General features: G+C 72.9%; 10 protein-coding genes. 4 read left to right on the forward strand and 6 right to left on the reverse strand.

All coding sequences use genetic code 11. The features are described from left to right. Positions 1 to 189 precede the first annotated feature (189 nt). Both ACFVU9_RS42585 and ACFVU9_RS42590 read left to right on the forward strand, forming a co-directional pair. Entirely contained in the window at positions 190 to 2,772 is a 2,583-nt protein-coding gene (locus ACFVU9_RS42585) for a glutaminase domain-containing protein (protein WP_387602951.1), read from the forward strand. 279 nt (positions 2,773 to 3,051) lie between these two features. After that, positions 3,052 to 3,696 (forward strand): DUF4360 domain-containing protein, encoded by a 645-nt coding sequence (locus ACFVU9_RS42590; protein ID WP_387602954.1) that lies wholly within the window; start codon positions 3,052 to 3,054, stop codon positions 3,694 to 3,696. Positions 3,697 to 3,840: 144 nt separating this feature from the next. On the opposite strand, the gene ACFVU9_RS42595 is transcribed toward ACFVU9_RS42590, so the two are convergent. Further along, entirely contained in the window at positions 3,841 to 4,914 is a 1,074-nt protein-coding gene (locus tag ACFVU9_RS42595) for a hypothetical protein (protein ID WP_387602957.1), read from the reverse strand. A 96-nt stretch (positions 4,915 to 5,010) separates the two neighbouring features. Beyond that, the gene (locus ACFVU9_RS42600; RefSeq protein ID WP_387602960.1) at positions 5,011 to 6,213 is read right to left on the reverse strand and encodes an Ig-like domain-containing protein; all 1,203 of its coding nucleotides are present in this window, start codon (positions 6,211 to 6,213) and stop codon (positions 5,011 to 5,013) included. Between the two features lie 332 nt (positions 6,214 to 6,545). Between ACFVU9_RS42600 and ACFVU9_RS42605 the strand changes: the two genes are divergently transcribed. After that, the gene (locus ACFVU9_RS42605) at positions 6,546 to 7,718 is read left to right on the forward strand and encodes a helix-turn-helix domain-containing protein (protein WP_387602963.1); all 1,173 of its coding nucleotides are present in this window, start codon (positions 6,546 to 6,548) and stop codon (positions 7,716 to 7,718) included. A 229-nt stretch (positions 7,719 to 7,947) separates the two neighbouring features. On the opposite strand, the gene ACFVU9_RS42610 is transcribed toward ACFVU9_RS42605, so the two are convergent. Then, positions 7,948 to 8,373 (reverse strand): DoxX family protein, encoded by a 426-nt coding sequence (locus ACFVU9_RS42610; protein WP_387602966.1) that lies wholly within the window; start codon positions 8,371 to 8,373, stop codon positions 7,948 to 7,950. Positions 8,374 to 8,495: 122 nt separating this feature from the next. Next, complete coding sequence (locus tag ACFVU9_RS42615) at positions 8,496 to 8,843, reverse strand: hypothetical protein (RefSeq protein WP_380449111.1); 348 nt, start codon at positions 8,841 to 8,843, stop codon at positions 8,496 to 8,498. Between the two features lie 313 nt (positions 8,844 to 9,156). Here ACFVU9_RS42615 and ACFVU9_RS42620 point away from each other — a divergent pair, with 313 nt between their 5' ends. Further along, entirely contained in the window at positions 9,157 to 9,615 is a 459-nt protein-coding gene (locus ACFVU9_RS42620; protein ID WP_387602970.1) for a hypothetical protein, read from the forward strand. 310 nt (positions 9,616 to 9,925) lie between these two features. Here ACFVU9_RS42620 and ACFVU9_RS42625 read toward each other — a convergent pair whose 3' ends face one another. Together ACFVU9_RS42625 and ACFVU9_RS42630 are read right to left on the reverse strand one after the other, a co-directional pair. Further along, on the reverse strand, positions 9,926 to 10,759 hold the full coding sequence (locus ACFVU9_RS42625) for an NmrA family NAD(P)-binding protein (protein ID WP_387602973.1): 834 nt from the start codon (positions 10,757 to 10,759) through the stop codon (positions 9,926 to 9,928). A 374-nt stretch (positions 10,760 to 11,133) separates the two neighbouring features. After that, complete coding sequence (locus ACFVU9_RS42630) at positions 11,134 to 12,390, reverse strand: pyroglutamyl peptidase (protein WP_387602975.1); 1,257 nt, start codon at positions 12,388 to 12,390, stop codon at positions 11,134 to 11,136. Positions 12,391 to 12,585 lie beyond the last annotated feature (195 nt).

The following is a 12,585-nucleotide window of genomic DNA, read 5'->3' on the forward strand; positions in this document are numbered from 1 at the left end:
GCACGTCCGCACGTCCGCACGTCCGCACGTCCGCACGTCCGCACGTCCGCACGTCCGCACGTCCGCACGTCCGCACGTCCGCACGTCCGCACGTCCGCACGTCCACGCGTCCACCACACGTCACACCCCCGACCACGCCCAACCCACGCCCACCCCACGCCCCGACCACCTTCGAAGGGAGCCGACGGGATGTCGGACACCGAGGCCACCACCCCAGCCCACCACCCGTCCCGCCGCGCCCTGCTGATCGGCGCCGGCGCCGCCGCCCTGGCCGCCGCCGGACCGCTCGGCGCCCTCACCGCCGCCCCCGCCGCCGCCCGCGCGCAGCCCTCCACCGCCTCCACCGCCTTCACCCCGCTGCGCCCCCCGGCCACGCCGCTGGCCGTCCGCTCGCCCTACCTCAACACCTGGCAGGCGGGCGACAACCTGGCGGGCACCTGGTCCACCTTCTGGAACGGGCACGTCACGGCGTTCTGCGGAATCGCCCGGATCGACGGCACCGGCCACCTCTTCGCCGGCAACCCGCCGCAGTCGGTGGTCGGCGCCACCATGACCCAGACCTCGCTCCAACTCACCGCCACCCGCTCGATCTACACCTTCACCGCCGGCGGCGTCACGCTGACCGTGACGTTCTTCTCCCCGGTCGACCTGAACGACCTGCAGCGCCAGTGCGTCCCGTTCAGCTACGTGTCGATGCGGGCCGTGGCCGACGACGGCCAGAGCCACACCGTCCAGCTCCACCTGGACATCTCGGGGGAGTGGGCACACGGCGACATCACCCAGCCGGTGACCTGGTCCCAGCAGCGGACCACCGGCGGCAACCTGGCGCTCACCGTCACCCCCGCCAACCCCACCGTCCTCGCCGAGCACGGCGACCAGGCGTCCTGGGGCACGGTGGTCCTCGCCACGCCCGCCGCCCCGGGCACGACGTGGCAGATCGGTGCGGACACCGCGGTGCGCAGCGCGGCCGCCTCGAACGGGACCCTGGCCGGCACCTCGGATCCCAACCAGCCCCGGGCGATCGACGACTCCTGGCCGGTGCTGGGCCTGTGCCGCGACCTGGGCCCGGTGGGCGCCACCGCGTCGGCGGAGTTCGTGGTGGCCGTCGGCCACGTCCGCGGGCCCGCACTGAGCTACCTCGGCGGCAACCTGGACCCGTGGTGGCGGGCGTACTGGAACGGCTGGCCGGACATGGCCGACTGGTTCCTGGCCGACTACGGCGCGGCGCTCCTCGCCGGTACGGCGCTGGACGCCCGGATCCGGAACGACGCGAGCGCGGCGGTCGGCGGCGGGGCCCTGGGCACGGACTACGCGGCGCTGTGCGCCCTGGCGCTGCGCCAGGCGGTGGCCGGCACCGAACTGGCCGGCTACGACGGGGCGCCCTGGGCCTTCCTCAAGGAGATCTCCTCCGACGGCAACGTCTCGACCATCGACGTGGTCTACCCGGCGCTGCCGCTCTTCCTCTACCTCTCACCGAGCTACCTGCAGCTGCTCCTGACCCCGATCCTCGCCTACTGCGAACACGGCGGCTGGCCCAAGGGCTTCGCCGTGCACGACCTGGGCACCCACTACCCGAACGCGGCCGGCCACAACGACGGCGTCGAGGAGGACATGCCGGTCGAGGAGTCGGCCAACATGCTGATCATGACGGCAGCGCTGCTGCAACGCCTGGCCGCGGCCGACGCGGCCTCGTTCGCACAGGCGCACTACGCCGTCCTCAAGCAGTGGGCCGACTACCTGGTCGGCAACGCGCTGGACCCCGGCAGCCAGCTGTCCACCGACGACTTCTCCGGCCCCGTCGCGCACAACGCCAACCTCGCGCTCAAGGGCATCATCGCGATCGGCGCCATGGGCGTCGTGGCGGGCTTCGCGGGCAACGACGCCGACCGGGCACGCTACGCGGCCACCGCGCGCGGCTACATCAGCCAGTGGCTGACCTCGGCCCAGGACCCGGGCGCGGCCCACCTGGACCTGGCGTACGGCTCGGCGAACACCTGGAGCCTCAAGTACAACGGCTTCGCCGACCAGTTGCTGGGCCTGGACCTCGTCCCGGCCGGCGTCGCGGCCCAGGAGGCCGCCTGGTACCAGGCGAACGCCGCCGGCTTCGGCGTGGTGCTGGACGGCAACGGCTACACCAAGGCCGACTGGGAGCTGTGGACGGCCGCCTGGCTGCGCGACCAGGGCACCGTCCGCGACACCCTCGTCAACGGCGTCCACACCTTCGTCAACGCCGGCACCGGGCGCGTCCCCTTCGGCGACTGGTACGACGCCACGACCGGTGCCACCAAACCGTTCCAGGCCCGCCCGGTGGTCGGCGGGATCTTCGCCCTGGTGGCACCGCGGACGGGCTCCACGGTCTCCTGGCACCGGATCCAGAACCAGCGCTCGGGCAAGCTGCTGGCCGTCTCCGACCAGTCCCTGCTGGACAACGCCAACGTCACCCAGTGGTCGGACAACGGCACCCCGGACCACCTGTGGACGGTCGTCGACAACGGCGACGGCACGGTGAAGATCTACAACCGTGCCACCGGCAAGCTGCTCGCGGTCAAGGACCAGAGCCTCACCGACGGCGCCTTCGTCCGCCAGTACCACGACAACGGCACCCCGGACCACCTCTGGCGCCTGCTCGATGCCGGCAATGGCTGGTCGAAGATCGTCAACGTCCACAGCGGCAAGCTCCTGGCCGTCCAGGACCAGAGCCTCACCGACGGCGCCCAGGTGACGCAGTGGACCGACAACGGGACGCCGGACCACCTCTGGCGCCTGGTCTGAGGCCGCCACCGGCAGGTTCGGCCGCGGCGGCACGGTCCGGGCCGACGGCGGCGGCACCGTCCGGGCCGACGGCGGCGCATCACCGCGGCCGGCTGCCTCCGGGGTTGCTTCCGAGCCTGCCATGTCATGCGACCTCCACCCTGAAGGCCGTCTGAGTGACCGGGGCGTCACCTTCCGTGCTCGGGCGTGCAACGTGTGGTGCGATGCCGACGTGAAGTCCGGGGGCGGGCCCGGAAAGCCGTGCCCGCCCCGGATCCGTGGACGATCGAAGGGAAGCCCATGGTGCTCCGCGTGCTGGCCGCGACCGGTGTCGCTACATCATTGTTCGGTTCGTCGGCTCTCGGCGGCAGCCAGCCTCCGCCTCCGCCCCCGCCGCCGGACCGGATCGTCATCGACAGCGTGGCGGCCGCCGGTTCCGGCTGCTCGGCGGGGACGGCCGCCGTGGCCGTGTCCCCCGACAACACCGCCTTCACCGTCACCTACAGCAACTACATGGCCCAGGTGGGACCCGGGTCGGCGCCGACCGACTTCCGGAAGGACTGTCAGCTCAACCTGCTCGTGCACGTCCCCGGTGGTTCCACCTACGCGATCGTGTCCGCCGGCTACAGCGGCTTCGCGTCACTGGCGCCGGGCGCGTCCGGGACCATGCGGGCCGGCTACCACTTCCAGGGCGACCCCCGCACCATCCACAAGACCCATCACTTCAAGGGCGGATTCAACAACGACTGGCAGGTGACCGACACCGTGGACACCGCCGCCCTGGTCTTCGCCCCCTGCGGGGAGGAACGCAGCCTCGGCATCGACACCGAACTGCAGGTCGATCCCGGCACGTCGAGCCCGGGCGCCACCAGCTTCCTGGGGATGGACTCGACGGCCGGCGGGATCAAAACCGTGTACCACCTGGCCTGGAAGCAGTGCCCGTGACCTCCTGGCGCTGCGGCCGGCGGGTGCGTCCGGGCCAGCGGCTCCCGTGACCGGTGGCAGCACCGCGTCGGGGCGGCCCGAGCCCGGGCCGCCCCTTCGCCGTTCCCGCCGGGCGTCGTCGGGACCTTCCTCGGGTAACTCCGGTCAGCGGGGGATCCGGTTGTCGGTCGCCAGCACGTCGCCCGGCACCGTCGAGCCCGCCTGGCGCCGCAGCGCGCCGATCGCCGGATCGGAGATGGAGACCGTGAGCCGGTAGTACGGCTGGCCGGTGATGGTGTTGTGCGAGTCGGTCGGTGCGACCAGGCGTTGCTGGACGGCGAAGCCGTCGAAGCCCGGGCACAGGGCCGCGGCCGGGAGGCTCACCCGGACGGACGCGCCGCTCTCCGGTCCGACGTGGACGGTGCCGCCCGCGCCGGACGGGGCGTCACCCGACGGGGCGTCACCCGACGGGGCGTCACCCGGCGGGGCGTCGCCGTCGTGTGTGAGCGGGAGTCCGTGGGCCCCGCCGACCAGGCCGTCCGGGCCCTCGATCTCCACCGCCACGCCCTGCTGACCGAGCGGCGCGGACAGGTCCAGTGCGTTGCCGCCGGGGCCCGGTGCGAGGTCCAGACCGATGGTGAAGCGCCCGGGGTCGTTCGCCGCGTCCCGTGAGAACCCGTAGGAGCCGAGGGCGAGTTGCGGTCCCGGCGGTGGGGCGTCCGCCAGTGACCCGGCGAAGGTGAAGGATCCGGGCGCCGGCTCGAAGTGGTGGAAGCCCTTGGCGCCGCACCTGGTGCCGTCGGAGACCCCGCCGCCGGGCAGCGCGACGTCCGCGGCCGGCCGGGGCGAGGCGGGCACGGCCCGCGGGTGGCGCGCCACCGGGCCGCCCCCGTTCAGCAGACCGGCCGGGTCCGTCCCGACCGCGACGGCCACCAGCGCCGCGAACGCGGCGACCGCGATCAGCACGGTGCGCCGCCGTCCGGGCCGCAACCACCGCGAGCGGGCCGTGCCGGAGGCGGCCCCGGGCGTCCAGCGGCGGCCTCCCGGATCCACCGGCGGCTCCTGCCGCCACCGCGCGGCGAGCATCCGGGTCCGGGCGGTCGGCTCCTTGACGGCGGCGTCCTTGACGAAACGCTCGTCCAGGACGAGCCCCTCGAACGGATCGGGTGTCGCCCGGCCCGGCTCGGCCGGCTCCGGCTCGCGGGACGGGTGCTGGTGGGGGTCTTCGGCGGTCGGCACGGCGCCAGTATGCCCGCCCGTTCGGACACACCGACCGGCGAGGCGGCCGGGAGCCGCCCCGCTGCCCCGACGGGGACTCACGCCGGCGGGCGGGTGCTACCAGTCGGCCAGGTTCCAGCCGCCGAGGCCGTTGTCGGGGGCGACGGTCTTCTCCTTGGTGTTCACGACCTTGACGACGTCGCCGATCAGCGAGCTGTTGAAGAACGACCCGGCCGGGGAGGTGTCGCTGCCGCCCTCCACGTCCTTGAGCGCGACGCAGCCGTGGCTGGTGTTTTCCTTGCCGAACGGGTCGCCCTTGTACCAGTAGTTCCCGTGGAGGTAGGTGCCGCTCCTGGTCAGCCGCATCGCGTGCGGGGCGTCGGGGATGTCGTACTCGTTGCCCATGCCGACGGTCTGGGAGTTCATGTGGGTGACCTTCTCCTTGGACATGACGACCATGGTTCCGCCCCAGGAGGGGTGCTTGTCGTCGCCGAGGGTGGCGGGCACGGTGGTGGTCCGGCCGTCCCGCACGATCGTCAACAGGTGCGTGGCGGCGTCCGCGGTGGAGACCTGGGAGCGGCCGATGACGAACGGCTCGTCCTTGTCGACGTCGCCCCAGACACCGGGGGCGACCTCGACGTTCTTCAGCCGGTAGTGGATGGTGACCTTGGTGTTCGGCTTCCAGAACTGCGCCGGGCGGAAGTCGATCCGGTCGTCGCCGAACCAGTGGCCCTTCACCTCGGTGCCGTCGTCCGTCTCGAAGGTGATGGCCTTGGCGACGGCGTCCTTGTTCACGATCCTGCTGCCGAAGTCCACCTTGACGATCATGCCCACGCCGTAGGTCTGGCCGTCGGCGATGTTGTCGTTGCTGGACACCCGCTTGCCGGGGGAGACGGTGGTGAAGGCGCTGGTGGCCGCGGAGACCAGGCCGTCGGCGTCCTTCGCCTGGGCGTTCACCGTGTACGCCGTGCCGGGGGCGAGCGCGGCGGCGGGCTTCCAGCCGGTGCCGTCCGGGGTGATCGAGCCCTGGACGGGCTTGCCGTCCTTGTCGGTCACGGCGACGGCGGTGAGCGTGCCGTGGGAGACGCTCACGTGGAGCGCGGTCGGTGCGACCGCCTGGGCCCCGTCCTTCGGCTCCACGTCCAGCACCGCGGTCGACGTCCTCGGCGTCGCCGCGCCGGCCGCCTCGCCGGGGGTGCCTGAGGGGGTGTCGCCGGGGGTGCCTGAGGGTGCGCCGGAGGCGGCGGTGTCAGCGCTCTTGTTTTGGCCGTCGCCGCAGGCCGAGGACATCAGCAGGATCCCGCCCATCGCCAGTGCCACCGCCCCGCGGTGGAAGACGACGTTGGTGCGTATAGCGGCCCGGGCCGCCCGAACAGTGCTCACAGTTGCTCCCTCTCGGTGTTCGCCGCCAGCTTGTGCGCCGATTCGTCCCGGCTGCAACGGTGGGCCGACGATCAGGGACGCGGGGACGCTTCTACCCTGTTTGAGCTGGGAAGACGTAACCTTCCTGGGACGCGCTCGCGGGCGCCGGGACGGCGCGGCCGATGCCAATGCCGATGCCGCCGGTCCGCGTCCAGGTGATCCGGCTCCGGCGACGGCCGCTGCCGGGGGGCGCGATCACCGTGGGGGTTCAGGAACGGGGTGGAGGATCAGTGCCAGAAGGGACCGGGGAGTTGAGGGAGGCGGACGGGGCAGCGCGGCTGCTCCAGGAGCTGAAGAGCCGTTCGGGCCTCAGTTACGGCGTGCTGGCGAAGCGGCTGCACGTGAGCACGTCGGCCCTGCACCGCTACTGCAACGGCGACGTGATGCCGGCGGAGTTCGTCCCGCTGGAGCGCCTTGCGCGGCTGTGCGGGGCGACCCCGGAGGAGCGCACCGAGCTCTACCGGCTGTGGGGCATCGCCCACGAGGCGCGGGGCAACCGGCAGGCGTCCGCCCCCGCCGCGGCGGCACCGGCACCGGCACCGGCACCGGCGCCGACGCCGGAAGCGACACCGCAACCGGCCGCGGGAAGCGTCACAGAGGACGAGACGGCCGGCCCGGCGCTCACCCCCGCAGTGCCGCCGCGCAGGCGTTCGCGCCGGAGCGTACTCGCGGCCGTGACGGCAATCGTCGTGCTCGCCACCATCGGCGCCGTCGCCACCGATCTCAAGACCCGCAGGGACGGTGACCCCGTGTCCGCTCCCGCCCCGGCGGGGCCTGTCGGCACCGCGGACCAGGGTGCGAGCGCCCCGATCACCGTCACGGTCCGCCCGTCCCTCCGGGACGCCGAGTGCGACCAGTACGTGGTCGACCGTCCGCCGTCGGAAGTCCCCCGGCCGCCCGCGGTGGCGGACGTCCCCGCCTGGGCCTCCGAGGTCGGTGCGGTCCCCGGCCACTACCAGTCGATCGAGCTCACCGTGCAGGGCACCGGCGGCGACACCGTGGTGCTGACCGCCCTCAACGTCCGCGTCGCCCGGACGGCGGCCCCGCTGGCCTGGAACGCCTACTCCATGGGCCAGGGCTGCGGCGGCGGAATGGACGTCCACTCCTACGACCTCGACCTGGACGCGGCCCGCCCCCGTCCGGTCCTGACCGGGGGCAGCACCGGCCTGCCGCTCAAGGTGAGCGAACGGGACCCGGAGGTCATCGAGGTCACCGCCGAGACCACCTCCCACGACGTCAGCTGGTACCTGGAACTGGAGTGGTCCAGCGGCAACCGGACGGGCACACTGCCCATCGGCCTGGCCAACGGCGCGCCGTTCCGCACCAGCGCGGTCAAGGGCCGACCGCTGTACAGCTACCCGGCCGGCGGCAAAGCCTGGGAACTGAGCCCCTTCCAGAAGTGACGGCCGCACGGGGCTCCCGCACCGGGACCCCACCCGCGCGGACGGCGGTGGTGGTCGGTGTCCTCGCTGCGCTGCGAACACCACGGCAAGGCCACCACCAGGAACACTTCGGCGACCTTGGCCTTGGCCATGCCGCCGGCGATGAGCAGGTCGTCATGGGCGACCGGCCAGAGCGCCGGTAGTGCGCCGCGACGCCGTGCCCGTGCCGGCGGGTCCTGCGAGCATCCGGTCAACGCCGCAGGCCGAGCAGTTCGGCCGTCTCGGTGCGCCGGTTCCAGGCGATGACGGCCAGCGGCACCATGAAGATGAACGGGGTCCCGGCGTTCTCCCCGTGCATCGCGGTGAGCTGGGTGAGGAACGCGAACGCCAGGAAGACGATGAGCGCCGCCGCGGCCGGCCCGGCCAGCCGCCCGACCAGCAGGCCGATCGCCCCGGCGAGCTCCACCAGCCCGGTCAGGTACATGAACCAGTGGCCCCAGCCGATGGCGTCGAAGACGGTGGTGGCGGCGGGGAGCGCGAGCAGCTTGGGCAGCGCGCTGGCCAGGGCGAAGAAGAGCGCGAGCAGGATCCGCAGCGTCCAGACCAAGCGGACGGTGGCCCTGCCGGACTTCACGGCGGTGGCGGTGGCGGTGGCGGTGGTGGCAGTGCTGGACATTTCAGGTCTCCCCGGTGCGGCTGTCGTTGCTTTCCCAGGTTTGACCGCCGCCACCATCCGAACTCATCGGTCCGGTGAGAAGAAATTTCCCGGGCCTTCCAGCAGCCCGACGCTTCGGCCGGCTAGATGGGCTCCCCGACCTCCAGGACGACCTCGCGCGGCGTGCCGGACGTCTTGATCTGCGCGCTGACGACTGCACCACGCTGGAGAACCACCCAGGTCTCGTATCCGCTCGGCGTGGCTTCGAAGATCATGTACTCGCTGCTCGACACGCTGTCGACAGCCCGGGCCGATCCGCTGACGGACCCGTAGCCACCGAGGAGTTCCTCCCCGCCGATGGACTTGGTCGGCGGGCCGAGGATCTCGACCAACCGGTCCCTGGTCATCCCCACCTGCAGCCGAGCCGCCGGGTGGTCCTGCCAGTTGCTGCTGTTGCTCTCGGCCTTGGCCTTGCGCTTGAAGAACGGCACGTCGTACGGGCTCCCCTCCGTAGGCCAGCCGCCCGCCCGGAAACAGGCCGTACCCGTCGACGGGCGGTTGCACCAGGAAGTCTGACCCGGAATCAGGACCGACGGCAACACCGAAGCCAGGCTGGACGGGGAGAACGGAACACGGCCCACTGCTTCGCCAACGCGGTCACCGGGTGAAGGAGAAGTGGGCGGTCGGGCCGAGCAGGTGGCATCCCAGGCTCATATCTCGCTCAAATCCCTTCATTTATGGGTGAGTTGAGCCACATCATCGACGTGTCCGTGATGTGCACCATCCCTTCTGCCGGAGGCAGTGATGAGCACGAAGCGCATGGGAGTCGCCCGGAAGGTCCTCGTGGCCGTGGGAGTGGCCGCCGGCCTGGCGTTCGCGAACGTGAGCACCGCGAGCGCAGCCGGATATCCCGAGGGCGTCTGGAACACCAACCACAACTTCGACGTGCACTTCTACTCGGGCGGTTGCCGCGTGGAGGCCAAGTTCAGCTATACCGGCGGCCTCATCTCGAACACGCCCACCTGGGTCGGCACCGCCGTCCGCTCGGGCGAGCGCACCTGCAACCTCTTCGTCTACACCGTCTACAAGGGGGCGGACGGAAAACTCCACGGCGTCTACGACCGCGGGCGCCGCGACGTCATGGTCGCCGGCCGCGGCCAGCGCTGCTGGATGGTGGTAGGAGTCCAGCGGCCCGACTTCACCTGGTTCAGCCAGACACTCTGGTCCACCAACCCCGGCAACTGCGCCAAGGCGATGTTCTAGGGGCGGGAGAGACCCGGGCGAGCCGAGCGGGCCGCACGGTGGCCGGGCCGCAGGGTGACCGGGCTGCCTCGGGGTGAGACCCGAGGCAGCCGCCCGCCTGTCCACCATCGTCGCCTCCGGTCGGCCCCACCGGGCCGCCTCGTATTTCCGCGCCGCCCCGTACAGCGGGGGCACCCCGGTCGACAGACCCCGTTGCCCCGGACGACACCGAGCAGCACGCGTCGGCCGCTCGGCCGCTCGGCCGCTCGGCTGCGAGGCGGCCGCGCCCGGCGACCGCCGCCGTCCCGGCCGCCACTCCGGGACGCGACGCCTACCGGAAGTCCTCCACGTGGTCCCGCACCCAGGAACGGAAGCTGCGCGCCGGGCGGTCGAGTACCTGGTGCACGGCGTCCGTCACGCGTTCCGGCTCGCGGGTGAACGATTCCCAGGCCCGCAGCCGGGATTCGACGAACGCCGCGTTCCCCCAGGCCGCGGTGAGCTCGGCGCGGGCCGTCTCCGGTGCGAGCTCCTCCCAGCGCACCCCGGTGCCGGTCTCCTCGCCGATGATCCGTGCCAGTTCGGCGTGCGAGAGCGATTCGGGCCCGGTGACCACGTACTTCGCGCCGTCGTGCCCCTGCTCGGTGAGGGCGGCGACCGCCACGTCCGCGATGTCCCGTTCGTGGACCAGGGACCGGCGCGCCCCGCCGTACGGCCAGCGGACGACGCCCTGGCGTACCTGGTCGGCCCAGCCGAGTACGTTGCCCGCGAAGTCGATCGCCCGGACGAAGGTCCAGCGCAGGCCGGAGGTGCGGATGAGCCGCTCGATCTCCTGGTGGAAGATCACTGGCGGTTCGTCGTCTGCGAGGTCGGCCACGTCCGCCGACAGGTAGACGACCTGCTTGGCGTGCTTCGCGATCAGCTCCACGACCCGCGGCTGCACCGGGATCCCGGGCCACATCAGGTAGACCGACACCCCGCCGTCCAGTGCATGCTCCAGGCTCTCCGGCGCGGCCAGGTCACCCTGCACGGCCTCCACCCCTGCAGGCACCACGGCCGTCGAGACGTCTCGCACCAACGCCCGCACGTCGTGCCCGCGTTCGGCCAGCGAGGCCACGACGTGCCGGCCCACGCTGCCGTTCGCACCGATCACCAGAATCTTGGTCATGACCGCCCGAACGCCGGGCGGCCCCGCCCTATGCCCCGCCCCGCGTCTGCCCCGCACCACCTGCCGGCCCCTCGGACTATCGTGTCGGCCCACGCGGCGCCCGCCTCGCGCGGTGCGAGGAGCGGCCGCCGACGAGGGGGAGTGCACATGCCCAAGGGGCTGGCCCAGTTCGGCTCAGGGCTCCACGCGACGAGGGCCCGGGACCAGCGCCTCGGCCCGGCCCCGCCGGGCAGCGGCGACAGAGGCGTGCTGCGCAGCGGGGCCGTCCCCTGCCTGCTGACGGTCCTGCGGCTGACGGCACACCAGCAGGCCGACAGGGGCGTCGGCATGGACTTGGCGGCGGCGCTCGTACGAGCGGGTCGGCCGGGCCTCGGTCAGCCCGTGGTGTGGCGCAGGACGTCCAGCACCTCGCCGGTGATGGCCGCCTCGGCGTGCTCGAAGTCGGGGGCGGTCAGCTGTGCGGGGTCGGCCGGCAGGCCGGTGAGCACGGGTGTGTGCAGGTGGCCGCCGGGGATCTGCGGGGCCAGGGCGAGCCGGAGCAGGTTGGAGCGGTAGGCGACTTCGTTGGAGAGGTATCCACCGCCGCCGCCCTCGACGGAGCGTGAGCCCGGAGTCGGGCCGTCCTCGCGGTGGACGGGCTGCGTGCCGCCGGCGGGGATCTCGGTGACGTCGGTGTTGAGCTTGACCGGGTAGGGCTGCTGGACGGTGGTCATGGCGGCGGTCGGCAGGCTGGTGGCGATGAACTCGGTGCCGGGGGCGAGGCCGGGCGGGTCGGCGGGGTGGTCGGGGCTGCCGCCGCCGAGGGCGTCGAGGTTGTCGGGGTAGGGATCGGCCGAGCGGGCCCGGCCGGCCCAGGCCTCCAGGGTGAACAGGCCGGGATAGCCCTGGCTGACCGTGGTGATCAGGTCGGCCGCGCGCGGGCCGGTGCCCAGGCGCGGGGCGAAGGCGCGGTCCACGACCCCCTGGTCGAAGTCCGCGTAGCGGACCGGGAGGACGACCGTACGGATCTCGGCCCGGCTGCCGTCGGTCAGGGTGACCTGGCGGCCGTCGAGTTGCAGGGCGGCCGAGCCGGAGGGGTTGGCCCCGCGGAGTTCGGAGTCCAGACCGAAGGGATCGAAGCCGCTGACGAAGTACCGGCGCATGCCCTGGGTGCCCCGGAAGCCGTTGTCGACCAGGCCCCGGGAGGCGTCCTCGAAGCCGCGGCGCAGGGCGGCGCGGTCGGCCGGGAACCCGGGCTGCCACTGCGCGAGTTGGAGGCTCATCGCCACCCGGGTCCAGTACAGCGGACGGTCGTCCCGGGCCGGCAGCGTGCCTGCGGGGCGCCGGCCCTGGGCGCGGTCGACGGCCGACGTCCACAGCGCCTCGCCCCAGTCCCGGAGCAGGCGCTGAGCGTCGGCGGCGGTGCGGGCGGTGCACAGGGCGGCGGGGAAGCGGCGCACGAAGTCGCCGAACCCGCCGCCGTCCACGAGCGCCGCGGTGCGGGGGTCGGAGAGCCGGGCCTGTTCCTGGTCCGGTGTCACGGTGACGTCGGTGCGGCATCCGCCGTCGGCGACGGCCGGGCCCGCGCCGGGCCCGAGCAGGGCGGCGAGGGCGGTGACGGTGCCGAGGAGGGCGAGCGCGCCCTTGGGCACCCGGCGGGTTGTACGAGAGGTCCGCATCATGGCGTGTGACATTACACATGGCACTGAAGGGGCACCAGCACGCATGCGGCGGACCGGTGTTCGTGCAGACGCCCCCGGACCGGTGATGCGGGCCCGGCCGGTCGAGGGCCTTTCCTGCGGGGCCCGTGGTTCGCGATAGCCGCCGGAGGAAGCGACGGGGGCGGG

It is taken from the genome of Kitasatospora sp. NPDC057936 (genome assembly GCF_042887525.1).
Classification (GTDB): domain Bacteria; phylum Actinomycetota; class Actinomycetes; order Streptomycetales; family Streptomycetaceae; genus Kitasatospora.

Bases quoted from the DNA above. Each gene is read 5' to 3' on its own strand.
- ACFVU9_RS42585 (WP_387602951.1), top strand. From the start codon at position 190: ATGTCGGACACCGAGGCCACCACCCCAGCCCACCACCCGTCCCGCCGC.
- ACFVU9_RS42590 (WP_387602954.1), top strand. From the start codon at position 3,052: ATGGTGCTCCGCGTGCTGGCCGCGACCGGTGTCGCTACATCATTGTTC.
- ACFVU9_RS42610 (WP_387602966.1), bottom strand. From the start codon at position 8,373: ATGTCCAGCACTGCCACCACCGCCACCGCCACCGCCACCGCCGTGAAG.
- ACFVU9_RS42620 (WP_387602970.1), top strand. From the start codon at position 9,157: ATGAGCACGAAGCGCATGGGAGTCGCCCGGAAGGTCCTCGTGGCCGTG.
- ACFVU9_RS42625 (WP_387602973.1), bottom strand. From the start codon at position 10,759: ATGACCAAGATTCTGGTGATCGGTGCGAACGGCAGCGTGGGCCGGCAC.